Genomic DNA, 21,471 nt, shown 5'->3' with positions numbered 1-21,471 from the left:
TAACACTATATTTTTAAAGCATCTCGGATTACACTTAAGCTAATCCGAGGTTGTACATGCTCCATTTAAAAAAAATTTCGTCTGATCTTTTCTCACAATTAAATATTGAGCAGATTCAAAATGCTTTCATCATAGGCATTGTACTTTTTATTCTTATTGTCTCTAGTATTGCACTGAATCGTCCAATTAATTCTGCCCACTTTGAACAAGTTCAAGCGCTCGCGGCTCAAAATCGTTTAGAGCGAACGCATGAAATGGCAACTTTGTTACTTGCAAAACCTAAGATTAAAAATATTGAATTTTATCGTTTGCTGAATGCTTATCATATCGAGAATGCTCATATAAAAATTTATCCAGCGATTGAAAAGTTGGATTAGTCTTCAATCTTATTCAGATTGAGCCCAAGATTTTGATTCAGTATTTCTTCGATCTCCTTGGCAGTGACACGTTCAGAGACAGCAATAACAGTCATTTGATCGGGGTGTAAATGTTTTTGTATTGCATTATGAATATCTTGGCGAGTTAGTTTTCGAATCTGCTCCTGATACTCATTTAGATAATTGGAATTAAGTCCGTAAAAACCAATTGATGCGATTTGGGCATTAATATTTGCATTACTATTTAAGGTCATTGGAAAAGACCGAAGAATACTTTCTTTATTTTCTTTAAGCAAAGATTCAGTAATAGGCTGTTTTTTGAAGTCAATGAATACTCGATGTGCGAGCTTTAAGCTTTCGAGCAATTGGTCTTGTTGTGTCGCATATCCAAAACTAAAAACGCCAGGTACCTGTGGTGTAGTCAGCGTACTCGATGCGCTATAGGTGAGTCCTCGTTTAACTCGTAACTCTTTTGATAAGATTGAATTAAAACTCCCACCACCAAGCATTCTGTTGGCAACTTCCAAAGCAGCACGATCTGGATGTGCTCGTTCTAAAGATAAATGACCCAATAATGCATGTGCTTGTAGGCTTTCGCGTTTTAGTACTGTAATTTTAAAACCTGATTCACTTACGGGAGTTGGAAGGTCAGGCTGCCTTTGCCCTTGCGGTAAATTGATACTAATCAGTTCCGAGATCTGTTGAGCTTGATCTTGAGTGAGTTGTCCTGTGATTGCTATATTGGAATTTTGAGCGACAAGTAATCGATCTCTAAATTCTTTGAGTAATTCAGGCGTAATTTTTTTTAAACTACCGACTGTCCCAGCTGTTGGTTGAGCATATGGATGATCTCCATACAGCATACGGTACAGTTGTATTGACATTAATCTGGATGGATTCTCTTGAAGTTGTTTTTGCCCAATTTGAGTATTACTGAGCGCGAGATTAATGCCTGATTGTTTAAAGGTGGCATGCTTGATTAAATGCAGTAGTAAGTTCAATGCAGGGTCAAATTTTTCAGGATCATTTAACACTCTTAGTCGAACAACAAACATATCGCGATAGGCATTGAAAGAATATTTGGCGCCTAATCCCTCAAATGTGGTGGTAATCTGTTTGGCACTGAGCTGATCTGTTCCTTCAAGCATAAGGCGAGCTGTCATATTGGATATACCGTAAAGTCCTTTACCTATGACTTCATCTCGTGCAGATCCAGCATTAAATGTAATTTGAATGTCGACCATTGGCAGATCATTCGTTTCGACAAATAAGGTTCGTACATTTAAAGAGTTTTTAAGTTCTTGAACAAAAGGCGCTTGATAATTGTGCGAATTTTTTTTGATCTCTTTTAAGCTTAACAAGTTTTTGATTGAGCTTAGACCACTGGAATCTTCTTCGATGATTTGTTCAATTGGTTCAGCTTCTATAAGTTCATCCGCATGCGACAGTGAACTCAACATGGCACTACACAAGACACTCGTTAAAAATAGAGAAGACAAATAATTCATAAAACACCTAGTTATTGTTTTTCTGTTCAGGATAAAGATGTAAAACGCTCAAATTGTCACGATTAAAATAAATATTGGCAATGCGTTGTAAATCATGAGGTGTGACTTTATCGAAGTAATCAGGGAGTTGATCAATCATGCGATAGTCTAGATCATTGATGCTGAGCAAACCAATGAGTCGAGCTTGCCCAATAATATCATCTTGGCTATACACTAAATTGGAAATGAAATTCGCCTTGACCCGATTGAGTTCTTTTTCATTGATCAATTCTGATTTGAATAAATCTAGTTCCTGCTGTATGCGTTTTTGCGCTTGCTCAAGACTGATACCCTCAGCAGGTATGGCAGAGATTAAAAATAGGCTATCCCCACGATTATATGGATCATAACTCACATTAATTGAGGTCAGAATTCGCTTATCTCGGATCAGTCTCTCTTGTAGACGTGCTGAAATTCCGCCGTCCAATAGATTTTGAATAATGGTTAAAGCGTAGGCGTCTTGAGGATTTTTTGCTGTTTTAATGGAATTGACATTCCAAGACATAAATAAGTTGGGTACGTGTACAGCCTGATATTGCTCCATAAAGCGATATCCAATTCTTGAAAATTCAAGCACATCATTTCGTTCAGGAACTGATTTTTTGGGAATCTTATTAAAGTATTTTTTTACATCTCGAATGGTTTGTTCAGGATCTACATCCCCAATAATGACTAATGTTGCATTATTCGGCGCGTACCAAGTTTCGTACCATTGTTTTAAATCGTTCAATTGAATGTTGTTCAGATTTTTCATTAAGCCAATCACTGGTTGGCGATAGTGACTGGTCGGGTATGCAATCCATTTAAATCTTTCAAAAGCAAGGTTGCGAGGATTGTCCTCTGTTCGTTGCCGTCGTTCAGCCATTACGACTTTAATTTCGGGTTCGAAATCTTCTTGGCGCAGAACTAAATTTTGCATTCGATCTGCTTCTAACTCTAATGCCAGTGGAAGATATTTTTTAGGATAGAATTGATAGTAATTGGTGTAATTTGTGGATGTGAATGCATTGACACTACCACCGTAAATTCGACTAAGGCGTGTAAATTCATCATTCGGTACTTTTTTAGTGCCTTTGAACATCATATGTTCTAGTACGTGTGAAATGCCGAGTAAATTCCCTGACTCGTCACTACTGCCGACGGCATACCAAATTTGGCTAATTACTACAGGTGCGCGGTGATCTTCTCTAATAATGACTCTTAAACCATTATCCAGTGTTGTTTCGACGGTGTTTCGAGAGAGTTGAGTAGTTTGCTGATTTGCAAATGCCATCATCGGTGCTGATGTAATCGCAGCAATGATGATTGTCTGTTTGAAAATGAGTTGCAGAGAGAATTTGAGCCGGCTGAGAGACACAATTAATCCGAATAATGACTTTAAAATTATTCTTGATGATGTCGTATATTTATTCAAGATTGAACTGTTGCAATTTGGTTGATCGTTTTAAAAGTAATTGCAGATCGTGAATTTAAAGCAATCTATGCTAAACTCCATTCTTTTAATCGCAATGCTTTTCAAGGAATCGGCATGCAAGAACAGCAAAATAAATTCTTGATTGATGCGGATATTGGTGATGACGATGTCACCTTACCGAGCCTCCCGGCCGTTAATGTGCCTATTATCGAAAACAATGAAGTAGAAAAGCTGGAAACGGTGCCGGCCGTTGAAGAAACAAAACCGAAAGGTGGTTTCTTCAGTCGTATGAAAGAAGGCTTATCAAAATCTCGTAAAAATTTAGCTGATGGAATGATGAATATTCTAGTCGGTGGTAAAGAGATTGATGATGAGCTGCTCGAAGAAGTTGAAGAGCAATTATTGGTCGCAGATATTGGGGTAGAGGCGACGAAAACAATTATTGCCAATTTGACTGAAAGAACTGCGCGTGGCGATTTGATCTACTCTCATTCTCTCTATAAAGCTCTTCAAGAAGAATTAGTTGCTTTATTAGCACCACGTGTCAAACCGTTACATATCGATCCGAATAAAAATCCCTATGTGATTTTGGTTGTGGGTGTAAATGGTGTAGGTAAGACAACCACGATTGGTAAACTCGCAAAACGATTGCAAGGTGAAGGTAAAAAAGTCATGCTCGCGGCAGGCGATACTTTCCGTGCTGCGGCGACTGAACAGCTACAAATTTGGGGTGAACGTAACGATATTCATGTCGTTGCACAAGGTCATGGTGCAGACAGTGCTTCTGTAATTTTTGATGCTTTTGAAAGTGCACGAGCGAAAGGGATCGATGTATTGATTGCAGATACCGCAGGGCGTTTGCATAACAAAGGTCACTTGATGGAAGAGCTCAAAAAAGTAAAACGTGTTATGCAGAAAATTGATGCGACTGCACCGCACGAAGTGATGCTTGTTGTGGATGCTGGCACAGGGCAGAACGCGATTAACCAAGTTGAAATGTTTGATGAAGCTGTAGGTTTAACGGGTCTTACTATTACCAAATTGGATGGTACTGCAAAGGGCGGTGTGCTATTTAACATTGCGAGCCGTACACATGTGCCAATCCGATTTATTGGTGTAGGTGAAAAGATTGATGATTTGAGACCGTTCTCAGCAAAATCATTTGTCGCTGCATTATTCGATAACGAAAAATAATTATTCTTGGGTTAATTTAAAAAGCTCCTTATACGGAGCTTTTTTTATAAATACTTAAAATTCATAAAGTTATTCAAATTTGAGAAAGCCGAATTTTTTGACTCAATACATTAAATACGCAATTTGTTCCAAAAATAGAACACTTTGTTATAAAGATAAGGCTGAAAAGGTTTCGTAATATGAATAAGATAGCATCATCGTTAGCACACAATGAATGTTAAAAATAAGGAATAAGTTATGTCTTTTCTAAATCAAATTAAAAATCGCCGTACCATCTATGCAATTGGTAAGAATGTTTCTTTAGACAATACTCAGATTGAAGAAACCATTAAAGAAGCGGTACGTCAAAGTCCATCGTCATTTAACTCACAGACATCACGTGTTGTAACACTTTTTGGTGAGTCACATGACAAATTTTGGAATATCGTTTTAGAAACTTTACGTAAAATTGTTCCTGCAGAAGCATTTGAGGGAACTCAAAATAAGATCAATAGCTTTAAAGCGGGTCATGCAACTGTATTGTTTTATGAAGATCAAGATACGGTGAAAGGTTTACAAGAGCAATTCCCACTTTATGCTGAGAATTTCCCAATCTGGTCTGAACATTCAACAGCTATTGCTCAATTTGCGGTTTGGACTGCATTGTCAGAAAAAAATATTGGAGCATCATTACAACATTACAATCCAATTGTGGATGAAGAAGTGGCTTCAACATTTGAAATTCCAGCTTCTTGGAAACTTCGTGCTCAGCTTGTGCTCGGTTCAATCGAAGCGCCTGCTGGAGATAAAACGTTTATTGATGACGAGATTCGTTTTAAAACTTTTAATTAATCCAAATCATATAAAGGCACTTTGGTGCCTTTTTTTATGACGAGTTCTGTCATTAAATTGTCATCGCTTGGTAGCATAGTAGTCATATCTAACAATCTAATATTGAGTTATTTATGAAATTAAAAATTGCGTCTGCATTGATATTTACGGGTTTGAGCAGTCAAATTTTTGCAGCGGCGACCTTGGTGGTTCCAGAGGAACTGGTCGTAATTTCATTGAATAATCAAGAGGTTAAATCAGGACTATTTAAATCAAAAAAACAATACCAAATTGATGTGAATCAACCTTTGGTGAATGTTCGATATAATCAATACTTTGAACTACCTTTAAATAATCATGAGATCGTAAAGTCGGATATTCTTACTTTGAAATTGCCAGCCCTAGAGGATAATAAGTCATACAAATTGGATTTAATTCATCCACCACGAGATTTGGACCAAGCAAAAACATTCGCCAAAAATCCTCAATTGGCAATTTATAATCAAAATAATCAACTCATTTCAAATAATCTGATTGTTCAAATGACCTCGCAAAGTTTGCTAGGCGGTACGATCAATCAGATATTGCATAATGATCCACAAGTTAGCCCAATGACTAAGTCAAGTTCATCATCAATAAATACTCAAACAGTGGAACAAGCTGACATTAAAAATACAAATTCAAATACTCATGTTGGTCAGACGTTGATTGAAGTATGGAAAAATTCTTCAAAGCAGGAACGTCAAAAATTTATGACTTGGCTTGCAACGCAATAAAACATTTAATATTTCATAAACAGATATAAAAAAGCCCTCATAGAGGGCTTTTTTATAAATTAAGTGAACAGCCAAGTATAGTAACCATAAATCATCAATGGCCATGCTACAAATGGACTAAATAAATACTTCCATATCCAATAACGTGGTATAAACCCTACGCCATGGATAAATCCACCAGATATTCCAATCATAATCAGCATCATGGCACGATGACTGTAATTACCACTTGCATCCAACATCAGACTTGGGTGGATGAGTAATATGGTAGCGAGAGGCAATGCCATCAGAAATGAAATGATCATTGCGAATGAGTATTTACGTTTTTCAGAATTTGACATTGCAAGCTCACTCATTTCATTCACCATCTAAGTCTTGATGTTGTTCCATGTAAATGGCTGCAAGTACACTCGCGAAACATGCCATTAACACACCTAGTATCCATGCGAAGTACCACATAATTATCTCCTAACAGTGATTCGGTTTTAATACAGACTATGCGTGTGGTCTTGAATATGTTTCTTGGTGATCACACCCCACATTTTGTAGTAACACCAAGTGGTGTATGCCAAGATCAGTGGAACAAAAATACATGCAGCAACAGTCATTACTGAAAGCGTCATTTGGCTAGATACTGCATCCCACATCGTCAAGCTAATGTTTGGATGAATACTAGATGGCATCAGGAATGGGAATAGGGCAAAACCAGCAGTGAGAATTGTGCCAATCACAGCGAACGATGTACCCAGAAAACTAAGTCCCGCTTTATTTTTAGACGATGCTAAAACCACAATTATTCCTCCGATAATCGCCATTACCGGTGCCAATATTGTGATTGGATAAATAGAATAATTGTTCATCCAGCCATGATTGGCATTAGTGAGTACTTCTTTAGCAAGTGGATTAGCTACACCATTCGTATCATAAGGTGTTACAAGCGTGTAGCCTTCGATATTGCCGAAATACAACCATGCACCAGCACCGAGAAAACAGATGAGAAAAAGAATACCCATATATCGTGTAGCTTGAGCAGAGCGTGTTCTTAATGCACCTTCAGTGCGTAGCATTAACCATGCACCACCATGCGCAGCAAGCATCGTCAAACTGACCAATCCACAGACCAAGGCAAATGGATTTAAAAGTGCAAAGAAGCTTCCTGTGTAAGTTGAACGAACAGTTTCATCAAGTGTAAAGGGGATGCCAAGGAACATATTGCCAAATGCAACACCAAAAACGAGTGCTGGTACTGCGCCGCCAATACATAAGCCCCAATCCCAAGCATTACGCCATTTAGTATTTTCGAGCTTAGAGCGATAGTCAAAACCAACAGGTCTAAGGAATAAAGCAAATAATACGAGTAACAGCGCCCAGTACATACCCGAGAAAGCTGTTGCATATACCATTGGCCAAGCTGCGAAAAGTGCACCACCCGCCGTAATAAACCAAACTTGGTTTCCATCCCAATGTGGTGCAATGGTGTTGATAGCAGCACGACGCTCTTCATCGTCTTTACCGACGAACGGCATCAGTGCCATAGAGCCCATATCAAATCCATCAGTCAAAGCAAACCCAATAAGGAGGACGCCGACCAATACCCACCAAATGATTTTGAGAAGTTCATATTCAATCATGTTAAATCTCCTCAGTTGACTTATTGGCTGCTGCTAGTTTTTCGAAATGATACTTTCCAGTATGTAAAGAGCTTGGTCCTAGTCTTGAGAACTTGACCATTAAATACATTTCTATGATGAGCAGCACTGTATAGAAAGCAGCGAGTGCTAAAATTGAACCCCATACATCCGCTGAACTAATACTTGATGCAGATAGGTGTGTTGGTAAAACTTCACCAATAGTCCATGGTTGACGACCAACTTCAGCAACGTACCAACCTGTTTGAGCTGCAATCCATGGAAGTGGAAGGGCGATCAGTGCAAACTTGAGCAACCAAGTTTTATTTTCAGCATTACGTTTCATGACGGCATACGTTGCAAGAATGAACAACAAGAGCATTAAGAAACCTGACGCCACCATCGCTCTAAATGCCCAAAATAAACTTGGAACATGAGGGATAGTATCTAAAGCTGCAGATTTAATTTGTTGTTCAGTAGCATCAACCACAGTTGGTGTGTATTTCTTCAACAATAGACCATAACCCAAATCTTTTTGAGTCTCGTCAAATGCAGCTTTGAGTTCTGGTGATTGATCTCCAGCACGAAGTTGTTCAAGCTGTGCATAAGCGACCATACCATTACGGATACGTTGCTCATGTTGTGCGATTAAATCTTTGATCCCTGTGACTTGTTCAGTTGTAGAGCGAGTCGCAATTAAACCCATGACATATGGAATTTTCACAGCATAGTCTGTTGTTTGCGTCTCGGGATTGGGGATACCAAATAATGTGAATGCAGCTGGTGCTGGATGTGTATCCCATTCTGCTTCAATTGCAGCGAGTTTGGTTTTCTGAACATCACCTAATTCATATCCTGATTCATCACCCAGTAAAATTACGGATAATGTCGAAGCAAGACCGAAAATAGCAGCAATGGCAAATGAACGACGGGCAAAGGCCAAATCACGTTTTTTAAGTAGGTAATAACTTGAAATTGCCAATACAAAAATTGCACCAGTCACGTAACCCGCAGAAACAGTATGGACAAATTTAACTTGTGCCACTGGGTTAAAGATTAGTGCGGCAAAATCTACCAGTTCCATACGCATGGTTTCATAGTTAAATGCGGCACCGACAGGGTTTTGCATCCAACCATTTGCAACCAAGATCCAAAGTGCTGACATATTAGAGCCTAAAGCCACTAACCATGTCACACATAAATGTTGGACTTTAGAAAGACGTTCCCAGCCGAAAAAGAATAAACCAATAAAAGTAGATTCTAAAAAGAAGGCCATTAATCCTTCGATTGCTAATGGTGCACCAAAAATGTCACCTACATAATGTGAGTAGTAAGCCCAGTTTGTACCAAACTGGAATTCCATCGTTAGTCCAGTGGTTACCCCTAAAGCAAAGTTGATCCCGAATAACTTACCCCAAAACTTGGTCATGTCTCGGTAAATCTCTTTGCCTGTAATGACATAGGTGGTTTCCATGATGGCAAGGATAAATGCCAAACCTAGAGTGAGGGGTACAAATATAAAGTGATACATTGCGGTCATTGCAAATTGAAACCGCGATAGATCGACCACGCTTTCAGAAATCATCAACGTGTCTCCTTCATTTTAAGTTCGCTGCCCGTAATTCGTTCAGCGACTTGATGGTCAAAGTTTTTGGGAATGGTAGGTGCATCAAACCAGATATTTTTAATCACGATAAGAATGATTACTTTGATAATAAGAATCAGAGTAATCTCTTTGATTAAATTTTTATTTAAACTTGAAGGTTTAATCATCATATTTAAATGCATTATTTGAATCTATTTTAATTATTATTATCTTTTTTTTATTTAAAATAAATACTTTATAGTCATAAATATTTTTAATATAAAAAATATAATAAAAACAGTTATTTATAATTTTTATTTTTAATAAAATTAAATCCTACTAAAATGGTTATATTTAAAAATAAAATAGACTAAATTGCTTGGTATTAATATTTTAATTCCAACTAAAATAATAGGATTGTTGTTTTAAAGCTTATTAAATTGGTTGGTTTTAAATCTGATTAAAATAGTTGGTTATAAAGATTTTATTAATTTTATATAATCGTTGAGTTGATTGGATTTAAATTTAATAGGCGTCAAAAATACCTTGAATGAACTATTTTCAAATCAAATGCATATAATTGAAGTGGGGGTAATACCTAATTAATGCTGATCAACATTGAAAAGTTGATTTGTTTTTGCAATTTTTTTAGCAATAAAATGAGATCTTTTTGCACGGATCAGGAGGATTTGAGATTGAAATTCAAGTTCCCCAAACTCTGGTTCAACTTGTACATAATGTAATTGACCGAATTCATCGCGAACGCGTGCTTGAGCAGAGAAACCAGGTCGTGCATTACCACTAGAAACAGTTGCTAGTCGACCAAGCAAATTTGAGTGCTCTGATTTGTATTTGGGTTTGATTACTTGATCCAAACAATGAATCATAAATACCGTAAAGAAGATTGCGATAATTAAAGCGGGTAATAAAACATAGTACCAAGCTAGAAAGGTTTTCTGGCTTGCAAATACAATGAGCTGAAGAAAATATCCAGCAAAACTAAAATTGATCAGAAAAAAAACAAGAATGAGAACTTTGGAAAATTTAACTTGAAGCAAAGGAAGGCGAATAAGCCAATAAGGTGTTAATTTTTTTATAAATTGACTAGGTCTTAAGCCAACAAAATAGCCTAAGGTTTCAGCCATGCTGAGCATTAGCAATGCAAACACGCACATATGAAATGGCATTAAATCAATTTCCATTAAAAATGCCAGCATGTCCTTCACCTCATGACTTAAGATTCTAAGTAAATTCCACCATCAGAATGAACTTTAATCTCGACTTTTTCTAAAGATTCACCTTGGCATGGGCCTGAAATGCACACACCAGTTTCTACATCAAATAAAGCACCATGAGTAGAGCATTCAATGAACTCTTGATCACGATCTAAGAATTGATTTTCAAGAAACTCGAGCTCAACTTGCAAATGTGGGCATACATTTTGATACGCATAGAAGCAACCATCTCGTTGCGTAATGAAAATGTTGTCACCATTTTCAGTTTCAAAAGATCGAGATTCTCTTTCAGGAATGTCTTCAGTCATGCAAATTTTATTCATTTTATGCGACTTCTATTTGAAATTCTTTAAGAAGTTTAGCGTAATCAGCTACGTCTAAACGTGGACCAAATTGAGCAACCACTTGGCTTGAGATTAAAATAGCCAATTCAGTCGCTGTTTGTAAATCTTTACCAGCATTTAATGCATATAAAAATGCACCAGAGAAAGCATCACCAGCACCGTTCGTGTCTAAAGCAACAACTTTACGTCCTTTCACTTGAAGTTCAGTTGATTCCGTTGCTACAAGAGCGCCATCTGCTCCAAGCGTAATAATGACGGTAGAGCTTAATTTTTTAAGTGCAGCAAGAGCATTTTTTAAGTCATCAGTTTGTGTATACATCAATGCTTCTTGTTCATTACAGAATAGAACATCTACACCATCATCTAATAATTCGTCCAAGCCTGTACGCGCGTACTGCACCATAGCAGGATCAGAGAGCGTTAACGCAATTTTAACATTATTTGCTTTCGCAATTGCACGCGCTTGCTTCACGGCAGCTCGTGCCGTATCACTCGTAGAAAGGTAACCCTCTATATATAACCATTTAGCGGTTTTTAGCGCTTCAAAATCAATTTGTTCATTACTGAGTTCAGCTGTAATACCTAAGAAAGTATGCATGGTACGTTCTGAATCAGGACTGACCAAAACCATGCAAGTCCCAGTTACGCCTTCACTGATCGAACGTTCAGAGGTTTGTATTCCTGCATCATTTAGACCTTTTAAGTACAACGCTCCAAGATCATCATTGCCGACACGGCATCCATAAAACGCTTGACCACCTAAGGCACTAAAAGCCACTGTTGAGTTAGCTGCAGATCCCCCAGAGGCTTGACCTTTATATTCTTGAGAATTTTTTAAGTTTTGAAATAGACGGGCTTGAGTTTCCCCATCTGTAAGCTGCATAGTACCTTTTTGCAAATTTTGCTCTAAAAGAAATTCATCAGATACTTTGAATTCTTGGTCAATGAGGGCATTGCCAATCGCAAAAAGGTCAACTTTAGCCATGTCTAAATTCACATCACGAAAAAAGAAAACGATTTTACACCAATGCGATTGAATTCAGTAGCGTATAGCTTGATTTTCAAGCTTTAACCCACATTTAATCGAAATGAATCATTTAATTCAGATATAGTTTTATTGATTTAGTTTTAATCTGACTATTTTACTCGGAAAATAGTTGGAGTTTGTTGTATAAATGATGAATTGTATTGAACTATCAGTATAATGATCTTTGTTAAAATTTATGTAAATTAAGGAGCACACATGACCGTAGATGTTACTGAAACCATTCAAAACACCGTTCATCCCGCGTTTCAGTTGGTACGTCAACATCATGTAGCCGCACTCGATATATTAGTTTCAGAATACCGTCATAAAGAAACTGACGCTGTGCATTTTCATCTAGCAACTGAACATGATGAAAATGTTTTTTTAGTTGCTTTCCGTACACAACCGATGGATTCAAAAGGCGAAGCACACATTCTTGAGCATACTGCATTATGTGGTTCTGAAAAATTTCCTGTACGTGATCCATTCTTTTTAATGATTCGTCGTTCTCTAAATACGTTTATGAACGCATTTACAGCTGCCGATTGGACAGCTTATCCATTTGCGACACAGAATAAAAAAGATTTCCAAAACTTACTTTCCGTCTATTTGGATGCAGCATTTGCAGCCAATTTAAACCCTTTGGATTTCGCTCAAGAAGGTATCCGAATTGAGTTGGAGAATGGTGAGCCTGTTTACAAGGGTGTGGTTTTTAATGAAATGAAAGGTGCAATGAGTTCACCTTCAGATCAGTTATATCACCAACTTGCTCATCATTTATTCCCTAAAACGACTTACCACTATAATTCAGGTGGTGATCCGAAGGATATTCCTGATTTAACTTACGAAGAGTTAGTCAGTTTCTATAAGTCACATTACCATCCAAGTAATGCTATTTTCATGACTTTTGGTAATCAATCTGCCTATGAGTTACAAGAGCAGTTTGAAACTTTAGCGTTATCTAAGTTTAAGAAAGGTCAAACCTTATATTCGACACCAGAACAGCGTCTAGAAGCACCTATTGAGGTGACAGAGACTTACGCGGTAGATGCTGAAGATTTGAAAGATAAAACCTACCATGTACTGGCATGGTTACTTCCTGAATCTAGTGATATTCAACTTCGTTTAGGCTTACGTTTGGCTGAAGGGATCTTATTGGAAGATTCTGCTTCACCATTACGTCACTATTTAGAAACGTGTGGTTATGCTCAATCTACAGGACCAATTTTAGGTCTTGATGATTCTAACTATGAAATGACTTTCTACTGCGGTATTCAAGGTTCAAATCCTGAACATGCAGAAACATTCAAAAACGGTGTGTTGAATGTGCTGAACGAGGTTGCCTCGAAGCCTGTAGATCAGTCATTGGTTGATGCGATTTTGCATCAAATTGAATTACACCAACGAGAAATTGGTGGAGATGGCACGCCTTATGGTCTAAGCCTCATCCTCAATGGTTTAAGCAGTGCAATTCATCATAATGATCCAATACATGTTTGGGACGTAGATTCGACCATTGAGCAAGTGAAAGAGCAGTTGAAAGACCCGATGTGGTTGCCTAATCTGATTAAGACCCATTTGATTGATAATCCGCATCGTGTACAGATGACGCTTGTACCAGATGCGAATAAGTCGAAATTAGAGGCTGAAGCAGAAAAACAGCGTTTAGCTGATATAGGCGCACGCTTAACAGATGCCGAAAAAGCGGAAATTGTACGCCAAACTGAGGCATTAAATGAAAGACAGGCGACTCCTGACAACTTAGATTTATTGCCGAAAGTTGGTCTAGAAGATATACCCGCTGAGCTTCCAGTCGTTCAAGGTCAATTGCGAGAAATCATTTCTAATAACTTAGATACACCTTTGAACTTATACCATGCTGGTACTAATGGAATTTATTACCAACAAGTGATTATTCAAATTCCTGATCAAGTCGTGAAATCACCATATTTTAACTTACTCTCCGTGCTCATGGGCGAGGTCGGTGCAGGTCAATATAATTATTTAGAATTACAGCAATTACAAACAGCGGTAAGTGGTGGCCTTGGTATGGGGGCATCTCTACGTAGTAAAGTTGATGATAAAGGTAAAATTAGCGCATTTTTAACGCTGACAACCAAATCGCTTGCCCACAAACTAGATACGATTCAATTGTTAAAATTGGCATTTGAAAAACTACGTTTTGATGAAAAGGATCGTATTATTGAACTCTTACAACAACGTAAGACGCGTTGGGCATCCCGTTTGTCTGGTTCTGGACATAGCTATGCCATGCAGATCGCTTCTCGTAATATGAGTGCATTGGCATTACGTGATTATAATAATACTGGCTTAGGTGCGCTTAATTGGTTGAGCGAGCTTGTTCAAAGCATCGAAACAGATGAGCAAGCTTATGCGCACCTCATTCAAGAGTTGCAAAATATTCACCGTTTGTTGTTACTCGCGCCTAAACAGTTTCTACTGGTCTGTGAAGAGCAGCAGTCTGAACGTTTAATTGAAGAAATTCAAAATGTTTGGGATAAACTTGAAGTGAATCGTGAACCAGTGCGTCTTGCTGAAGTTAATTTTGAACAAACACAAAATGATGAAGCATGGCTGATTCAATCCAATGTCCAATTCTGTGCTTCTGCTTATCCAGCAGTTGAAGTTTCTCATCCGGATGCAGCACCGTTAATGGTGCTTGCGGCTTATCTACGAAATGGTTTCCTACACAGTGCAATCCGTGAAAAAGGAGGCGCTTATGGTGGTGGTGCAAGCTATGATGGCAATGCTTGTGCATTTAGATTCTATAGTTATCGTGATCCACGTTTAGCAGAAACTTTCCAAGATTTTGAAGCAAGTATTGATTGGTTATTGAATACTGAACAAAAACCACACCAACTTGAAGAGGCGATTCTGGGTCTTGTATCGAGCATGGATAAGCCAGGTTCTCCAGCAGGTGAAGCAATTACTGCATGTTATGCATTATTGCATGGACGCACGCCTCAATTCAGAAAAACTTTACGAGAGCGTTTGCTCAATGTAACGTTAGATGATCTAAAGCGTGTAGCAGAAACGTATTTAGTGAATCAAAAACCAACGAAGGCTGTTGTAGCACCAATGGCTAAAAAAGAGCAACTTGCAGAACTTGGGTTTTCAATAAAACAAGTGAATTAAAATTAAAAATGGGGCTTAGCCAATGCGAAATAGAATAAAACGTTCACCAATATGGTTGGGTGTGTCGTCGTTTATGTGTTTGCCTATACAGACAGTTTGGGCAACAGATGTGGTACCAGCGAATCCAGCGTCACCACAAGCGTGCGTTGCACTTGATTCAAATGCAGAGCGTTTAGCCTGTTATGATGCATTGTTCAAAGCCCCTGAACTTGAGCAACCTGCTTATGTTTCTGAGCGTCAGGCTGCGCGTGAAATACCAGCACCGCAGGTTGAACCACAGGATTTAAAGTCTAAAATCGAACAAAAAGTTGAAAACTTGTTTTCGGTGGAAGGTCCTGTAATTACACCGAATTCATCGTTGCTTGATAAACGATGGGAATTGGCTGAAGACAGTAAATTAGGTACATGGAATATACGCGCACATCAACCTGTCTATTTACTTCCTGCATTTTGGACATCTGATAAGAACGAATTTCCATCGAGCCCAAATCCTCAAAATACCGTAGAAGATGATCAAAATTTAAAGTCTTTAGAGTCCAAGTTTCAAATTTCACTCAAAACTAAAGCTGTTGAAAACTTAATCGGGAATAATGGCGATATTTGGTTGGGTTATACCCAGTCCTCTCGTTGGCAGGTTTACAACTCTGAAGAATCACGACCATTTCGTGAAACGAATTATGAACCTGAAGCAAGTATTGTGTTTAGAACCAACTATGAATTTTTAGGTTTAAATGGTCGCTTACTCGGTTTAACGCTGAATCATCAATCAAATGGACGTTCGGATCCTTTATCACGTAGTTGGAACCGTGTGATGCTGAACTTAGGATTTGAGCGTGATAATTTCGCTATGATGATTCGACCTTGGTATCGAATCGAAGAAGATTTCAATGATGATAACAATCCTGACATTAAAAACTATATTGGTCGTGGTGATTTAACGACTTTTTACCGTTGGAATGATCATGATTTTAGTTTGATGTTAAGACATTCACTTAAGGGTGGGGATGATTCTCGAGGAGCTGTTCAATTTGATTGGGCATTTCCAATCAGTGGCAAACTTAGAGGTCATTTTCAATTATTCGATGGGTATGGTGAGAGTTTGATTGATTATAATCATCGTGCTACCTATGCGGGTATTGGCGTTTCTTTAATGAATGCTTTCTAAATAAAAAAACCACGCTTAGGCGTGGTTTTTTTAGCGATCTTATTGCGATTGAATTAGGGGAACTCCAGTCACTTTCTGTATCTCATCAAAGTTGACGTCATGAGCCAGTTCTATCAGTTTTACCCCTTGAGGCGTGATATCCAAAACCCCTAGATCTGTAATCACGCGATGAACGACTGCTTTACCTGTAAGGGGCAGTGAACATTGCGGAACAATTTTTGGGGTGCCATCTTTGGCACAATGTTCCATTAGCACGACGACTTTTTGTACGCCAGCCACCAAATCCATTGCTCCACCCATACCTTTGACTTTTTTCCCTGGAATCATCCAATTCGCAAGATCACCTTGCTCAGAGACTTCCATAGCGCCAAGTATAGCTATATTCACGTGCCCACCACGGATCATGGCAAATGAATCAGCACTGGAAAAAAATGCAGCGCCTGCTCGCGCCGTAACAGTTTGCTTACCCGCATTAATCAGGTCAGCATCTACGGTTTCTTTTGTTGGAAATTCGCCAATTCCCAGCAAACCATTTTCAGATTGGAGCCAAACATTGATATTTTCAGGAATATAGTTCGCAACCAATGTAGGCAATCCAATCCCTAAATTGACATAAAATCCATCTTCGAGTTCCAAGGCAGCTCGTTGTGCCATTTCATTACGCGTCCATGCCATAACTTATGCCTCCGCCTTTAAGGTCATTTGTTCGATTCTTTTTTCTGGTGTAGTGTTAAGAACGATACGATTTACATAAATGCCGGGCAAATGTATCGAATCGGGATCGAGCTCACCGATCTCTACAATTTCCTCAACTTCAGCGACTGTGATTTTCCCAGCCATCGCACAAACGGGATTAAAATTTTGAGCTGTTTTCCTAAAGATTAGGTTACCTGCCTTATCTGCTTTATACGCTTTGACCAAAGCGACATCTGCAGTTAAAGAGGGTTCTAAAATATATTCTTTACCATTGAACTCACGTACTTCTTTACCTTCTGCAATCAACGTACCTACGCCTGTTTGGGTAAAAAATGCAGGAATCCCAGCTCCACCAGCACGGAGTTTTTCAGCCAAAGTGCCTTGAGGGGTTAGCTCGACTTCAAGTTCACCATTTAAGTATTGTCGCTCAAATTCTTTATTTTCTCCGACATAGGACGAGATCATTTTTTTAATTTGTTTTGTTTCGAGTAGTAATCCCAAACCAAAACCATCTACACCTGCATTGTTTGAAATACAAGTCAGCTCTTTAGCTCCTGTTTGTTTCAGGGCTGCAATCAAAGCCTCAGGAATACCACATAAGCCAAAACCACCAACAGCTAAGGTTTGACCATCTTGAATGATATCGTTCAGTGCACTTTCAGCACTTTCATACACTTTGTTCGTCATTGAACACCTCATTGTATTTTTATTTTGTTCATCCTGAATCAGCTTCCGATCTTCATCATTTCATAATGCTGATACGTACTAAGCACATTTTTTTTGCCAATACGCATTGGCATAGTTAGATGGATTGTTTCGTTGCAAAACTTGACTAATGTTACGACTCGCAAGCATCAGGGCATCTAGGTTAATGCCAGTTTCATAGCCCATATTGGACAAAAGATAAAATAAGTCTTCAGTGGATACATTACCCGAAGCACCTTTGGCATAAGGACAACCGCCAAGTCCTGCAATCGATGAGTCAAATATGCGGATGCCTTGTGTCAGTGATTGATAGATATTGGCAATTGCCATGCCGTAGGTATTGTGAAAATGACCAGCTAAAAGTTGTGGTTCAATTCGTTCCAAACATGCATTCCAAACTTTGGAAACACGATCAGGTGTAGCTGTGCCGATGGTTTCACCCAAGGATACTTCGTAGCAACCTAGATCAATTAACTTTGCACTGACTTCAGCAACCTTAGATGGATCAATTGGACCTTCATAGGGGCAGTCGACGATACATGAAACGTATCCGCGTACTTTAATATCATGTTGTTGAGCAAACTGTAATACATCAGCAAACTTCTCAAAACTTTCCTCAATTGAACAATTTATATTCTTTTGAGTGAAGCTTTCAGAAGCAGCGGTGAAAACCGCAACTTCTTTACAGCCTACAGCTAAAGCTGACTCGAATCCCTTAAGGTTTGGTGTCAGTAAGCTGAACTGGATATCTTCATCATGTGGTAGGCTAGCATAGAGTTGATCACTTTCTGCCATTTGAGGTACCCACTTTGCAGATACACAAGAACCGACTTCGATATTCTTCAAACCAGTTTTCATCAAATCAAGAATAAGATTGCGTCTGTCTTCGAATGTTAAGGGTGTTTTTTCATTCTGAAGACCGTCACGAGGTCCAACTTCAACGATTTTCACAAAATTATCGTGATTTGGTGTGGTTTTATTGGTTGTTTTCATCATGCCGCATTCTCCTCAGCAGCTTGAAACTCAACCAGCTCATCACCAGCTTTCACTTGATCACCTTGTTGGAAATAAGCTGCGACAACGACACCATCAAATGGTGCACGTATAGCGTATTCCATTTTCATTGCCTCTAACGTTAATAACACTTCATCTTTTTTTACACGTTGATTTGCTGAAACAAATACTTGTGTCACTGCACCCGGCATTGGTGCTTTTAGATTTGAGTCAGATGAAGATTGATCATTTGTATTAAAATTAGGTTTGATGAGTTCAAATTTAAAAGTCTGCCCATTTTTAAATAGGGTGACCGCATCATTGGTTTTTTTAAAACTGATTTTCTCTTGACCGAAAGAGGTATAGATCGCCATGAGATTTTCATTGAGCAACTGACCTGAGATAGCGTAGCTTTCGCCATCAAGCTGTGCTTCGAACCCTTGTGAAGTTGAGATAAATTCAACTTGATACGTTTGTCCGAGATGTTCAAGTTTTATCGGTGTACGCGCATCAACATTACTTCTCCACAGGGGTTTTGCTTTCCAAACTGGATGGCTTGTACGCTTGGATTCATTTAACTGAGAATGCAGTTCAATAAATGCTGCTGTGACAATTGTTTCAGACGAAGAAGGAGTAGTGGTTTTAAATAGGAACTCATCTTCGCGCTGAATTAAATTAGTATCTAGGTTGGCATTTTTGAAAGAGTCACATGCCACTAAGCGATCTAAAAATGCAATATTGTTGCCTAAGCCTTCGACATGAAAGTGGCTCAAAGCATGATGCATTTGGACGAGTGCTGCTTCACGATTTTCTCCCCATACGATGAGTTTAGCAATCATTGGATCATAGAACGTTGTGATCTCATCACCTTGCACAATGCCACTATCAACACGGACACATTCATTTTGAGGCGGATAATGAAGATAATTAATTTTTCCAATTGCTGGGAGAAATCCTTTCTCTGGCTCTTCTGCATAAACACGAGCTTCAAGTGCATGGCCATGAATTTTTAATTCAGACTGTTGTTTTGGCAAACGTTCACCATAAGCAACACGTAATTGCCATTCAACCAAATCTTGTCCTGTGATCATTTCCGTCACAGGGTGTTCAACTTGTAGGCGAGTGTTCATTTCCATGAAGTAAGCTGTACCATCTTGTTCAACAATGAACTCAACCGTTCCAGCACCGACATAGTCTACTGCTCGGGCAGCATTAATCGCAGCTTCACGCATCGCTTCGAGTTTAACTTCGGCCATTTTAGGGGCTGGGGCTTCCTCTAGGACTTTTTGGTGACGGCGCTGCACAGAGCAATCACGTTCAAAGAGGTGAACATAATTGCCATGTTTGTCACCAAAAACTTGCACTTCAATATGACGAGGATTGACAACATAACGTTCAATTAGAACGTCATCATTGCCAAAGCTTGATTTCGCTTCACTTTTGCATGAGTTCAGTGCAGGAAGAAAGTCTTCAGCACGCTCAACTAAGCGCATGCCTTTACCACCACCACCTGCACTGGCTTTAATCAGTACAGGATAGCCAATCTGATCAGCTTGTTGTTTTAAGAAATCAGCATCTTGATTGCTGCCATGATACCCAGGTGTGAGTGGTACACCTGCTTTTTCCATCAATGCTTTAGACGTTGCTTTTAAACCCATGGCTAAGATGGCAGCCACTGGAGGCCCTATAAAAGTAATATTGTTTTTTTCACAGGCTTCCGCAAATTGATCATTTTCAGATAGGAAACCATAACCTGGATGGATGGCTTCAGCCCCTGTTTTAAGTGCAGCTTGAATAATACGATCTGCTTGTAAATAACTTTGTGCAGCAGGGGATTCACCAATATAAATAGCTTCATCCGCTAATTTGACATGCTGCGCTTGGGTATCTGCATCTGAGTAAATTGCAACCGTTGCGATACCTAATTTTTGTGCACTACGAATCACACGACATGCAATTTCGCCACGGTTTGCAATGAGAATTTTTTTAAACATATAGAATCCCTTTTTATTGTTCTGCCGTTGCTTGAATCCATGCTGGGCTTTGTTTATTTAAAAAAGCAGTTAAGCCATTTTTGGCTTCATCACCTTGACGTACGTGCGCAATGTGTTGAGCGGTTTGAATCAGTAAATCTTCTGTGACTTCTTGATGATCAACTAAACGAATCAAAGACTTTGATGCAGCTTGAGCTTCAGGGCCTCCAAGCAAAATTGCATCAATGATTTCCGATACGGTGGCATCCAACTGTTCTGGCTGACAAACTTCATGGACGAGACCAATATGCTTTGCTTGTTCTGCAGAAATACGTTCAGCCGTGAGAAAATATCGAGATGCTTGACGAGCACCGATGGCACGGATCACGTATGGACTAATCGTTGAAGGTGCTAAACCTAATCTCACTTCTGAAGTGGCAAACTTAGCATCAGTGGAAGCCACACAAATATCGCATGCTGAAGCAAGCCCCATGCCGCCGCCAAATGCAATACCATGGACACGTGCAATAGTCGGTTGTTTCAGCGTGGCTAAACTTTGTAACATTTTGGCAAGTTTCAAAGCATCCTCTTCATTTTCCACTTTTGATGCTTGACCTGCTTGTTTCATCCAATTGAGGTCCGCACCTGCAGAAAAGCTTTTACCACGACCTGCCAAAACGACAACACGAACGTCATCATTAGCATTTAAAGTTGTGAAACAGTGATTCAGCTCTTCTATCACTTGTGTATTGAATGCATTGTGTAATTCAGCACGATTAATCCAAACGGTCGCAACTTGGCGTTCAATTTCAAGCTGTAAAAATTCATAACTCATGTCATTTTCTC

General features: G+C 38.9%; 21 protein-coding genes. 6 read left to right on the top strand and 15 right to left on the bottom strand.

All coding sequences use genetic code 11. The features are described from left to right. Positions 1-56: 56 nt before the first annotated feature. Entirely contained in the window at positions 57-377 is a 321-nt protein-coding gene (locus AC1M89_RS13180) for a hypothetical protein (protein WP_180028944.1), read from the top strand. Here the strand turns inward: AC1M89_RS13180 and AC1M89_RS13175 are convergent. Further along, positions 374-1,885 carry a M16 family metallopeptidase gene (locus AC1M89_RS13175; protein ID WP_481614306.1) on the bottom strand — a complete coding sequence of 504 codons (1,512 nt, stop codon included), beginning with the start codon at positions 1,883-1,885 and terminating at the stop codon, positions 374-376. The two genes, AC1M89_RS13180 and AC1M89_RS13175, sit on opposite strands and share 4 nt — an antisense overlap. A 7-nt stretch (positions 1,886-1,892) precedes the next feature. Then, entirely contained in the window at positions 1,893-3,200 is a 1,308-nt protein-coding gene (locus AC1M89_RS13170) for a M16 family metallopeptidase (protein WP_481614313.1), read from the bottom strand. A 252-nt stretch (positions 3,201-3,452) separates the two neighbouring features. Between AC1M89_RS13170 and ftsY the strand changes: the two genes are divergently transcribed. From ftsY to AC1M89_RS13155, 3 genes are all read left to right on the top strand, one after another. Continuing rightward, positions 3,453-4,532: a signal recognition particle-docking protein FtsY gene (gene ftsY, locus AC1M89_RS13165; protein WP_035266635.1), complete on the top strand. Its 1,080-nt coding sequence runs from the start codon at positions 3,453-3,455 to the stop codon at positions 4,530-4,532. Positions 4,533-4,769: 237 nt separating this feature from the next. Further along, positions 4,770-5,363, top strand: a complete 594-nt coding sequence (locus AC1M89_RS13160) for a nitroreductase family protein (RefSeq protein ID WP_035266583.1) — start codon at positions 4,770-4,772, stop codon at positions 5,361-5,363. A gap of 113 nt (positions 5,364-5,476) precedes the next feature. After that, entirely contained in the window at positions 5,477-6,118 is a 642-nt protein-coding gene (locus tag AC1M89_RS13155) for a DUF2057 family protein (protein WP_481614305.1), read from the top strand. A 59-nt stretch (positions 6,119-6,177) separates the two neighbouring features. Here AC1M89_RS13155 and AC1M89_RS13150 read toward each other — a convergent pair whose 3' ends face one another. The 8 genes from AC1M89_RS13150 to AC1M89_RS13115 form a co-directional block, all read right to left on the bottom strand. Next, complete coding sequence (locus AC1M89_RS13150) at positions 6,178-6,474, bottom strand: cyd operon YbgE family protein (RefSeq protein ID WP_092768427.1); 297 nt, start codon at positions 6,472-6,474, stop codon at positions 6,178-6,180. A gap of 1 nt (position 6,475) precedes the next feature. Then, entirely contained in the window at positions 6,476-6,577 is a 102-nt protein-coding gene (gene cydX, locus AC1M89_RS13145; RefSeq protein ID WP_035266590.1) for a cytochrome bd-I oxidase subunit CydX, read from the bottom strand. Between the two features lie 26 nt (positions 6,578-6,603). Continuing rightward, positions 6,604-7,749: a cytochrome d ubiquinol oxidase subunit II gene (cydB, locus tag AC1M89_RS13140; RefSeq protein ID WP_092768425.1), complete on the bottom strand. Its 1,146-nt coding sequence runs from the start codon at positions 7,747-7,749 to the stop codon at positions 6,604-6,606. Between the two features lies 1 nt (position 7,750). Then, the gene (locus AC1M89_RS13135; protein ID WP_481614304.1) at positions 7,751-9,331 is read right to left on the bottom strand and encodes a cytochrome ubiquinol oxidase subunit I; all 1,581 of its coding nucleotides are present in this window, start codon (positions 9,329-9,331) and stop codon (positions 7,751-7,753) included. After that, positions 9,331-9,522 (bottom strand): cytochrome oxidase putative small subunit CydP, encoded by a 192-nt coding sequence (gene cydP / locus AC1M89_RS13130; protein WP_481587955.1) that lies wholly within the window; start codon positions 9,520-9,522, stop codon positions 9,331-9,333. The genes AC1M89_RS13135 and cydP overlap by 1 nt, the downstream gene beginning before the upstream one ends. Positions 9,523-9,933: 411 nt before the next feature. Further along, complete coding sequence (locus AC1M89_RS13125) at positions 9,934-10,548, bottom strand: OB-fold-containig protein (RefSeq protein ID WP_035266601.1); 615 nt, start codon at positions 10,546-10,548, stop codon at positions 9,934-9,936. 17 nt (positions 10,549-10,565) lie between these two features. Beyond that, on the bottom strand, positions 10,566-10,874 hold the full coding sequence (locus AC1M89_RS13120) for a Rieske (2Fe-2S) protein (RefSeq protein WP_171076765.1): 309 nt from the start codon (positions 10,872-10,874) through the stop codon (positions 10,566-10,568). A gap of 16 nt (positions 10,875-10,890) precedes the next feature. After that, positions 10,891-11,895, bottom strand: coding sequence for an adenosine kinase (locus tag AC1M89_RS13115; protein ID WP_481609268.1), 1,005 nt, complete (start codon positions 11,893-11,895; stop codon positions 10,891-10,893). A gap of 258 nt (positions 11,896-12,153) precedes the next feature. Here AC1M89_RS13115 and AC1M89_RS13110 point away from each other — a divergent pair, with 258 nt between their 5' ends. After that, positions 12,154-15,093 (top strand): insulinase family protein, encoded by a 2,940-nt coding sequence (locus AC1M89_RS13110; protein ID WP_481609269.1) that lies wholly within the window; start codon positions 12,154-12,156, stop codon positions 15,091-15,093. A gap of 73 nt (positions 15,094-15,166) precedes the next feature. Next, the gene (locus AC1M89_RS13105; RefSeq protein ID WP_228143132.1) at positions 15,167-16,258 is read left to right on the top strand and encodes a phospholipase A; all 1,092 of its coding nucleotides are present in this window, start codon (positions 15,167-15,169) and stop codon (positions 16,256-16,258) included. A gap of 39 nt (positions 16,259-16,297) precedes the next feature. Here the strand turns inward: AC1M89_RS13105 and AC1M89_RS13100 are convergent, their stop codons facing one another. The 5 genes from AC1M89_RS13100 to AC1M89_RS13080 all read right to left on the bottom strand — a co-directional run bounded on the left by AC1M89_RS13100 (position 16,298) and on the right by AC1M89_RS13080 (position 21,460). Further along, positions 16,298-16,933 (bottom strand): CoA transferase subunit B, encoded by a 636-nt coding sequence (locus AC1M89_RS13100; RefSeq protein ID WP_092768415.1) that lies wholly within the window; start codon positions 16,931-16,933, stop codon positions 16,298-16,300. 3 nt (positions 16,934-16,936) lie between these two features. Then, complete coding sequence (locus AC1M89_RS13095; protein WP_092768413.1) at positions 16,937-17,641, bottom strand: CoA transferase subunit A; 705 nt, start codon at positions 17,639-17,641, stop codon at positions 16,937-16,939. A 78-nt stretch (positions 17,642-17,719) separates the two neighbouring features. Beyond that, positions 17,720-18,652: a hydroxymethylglutaryl-CoA lyase gene (locus AC1M89_RS13090; protein ID WP_481614312.1), complete on the bottom strand. Its 933-nt coding sequence runs from the start codon at positions 18,650-18,652 to the stop codon at positions 17,720-17,722. Further along, complete coding sequence (locus AC1M89_RS13085) at positions 18,652-20,646, bottom strand: acetyl/propionyl/methylcrotonyl-CoA carboxylase subunit alpha (protein WP_481614303.1); 1,995 nt, start codon at positions 20,644-20,646, stop codon at positions 18,652-18,654. Before AC1M89_RS13085 ends, AC1M89_RS13090 begins: the two co-directional genes overlap by 1 nt. A gap of 13 nt (positions 20,647-20,659) precedes the next feature. After that, complete coding sequence (locus AC1M89_RS13080; RefSeq protein WP_481592297.1) at positions 20,660-21,460, bottom strand: enoyl-CoA hydratase/isomerase family protein; 801 nt, start codon at positions 21,458-21,460, stop codon at positions 20,660-20,662. Positions 21,461-21,471 lie beyond the last annotated feature (11 nt).

The organism is Acinetobacter sp. ANC_7635 (genome assembly GCF_056779945.1).
Note: the sequence above shows the minus strand (reverse complement) of the source record. Positions and strands in the feature narration are given on the sequence as shown.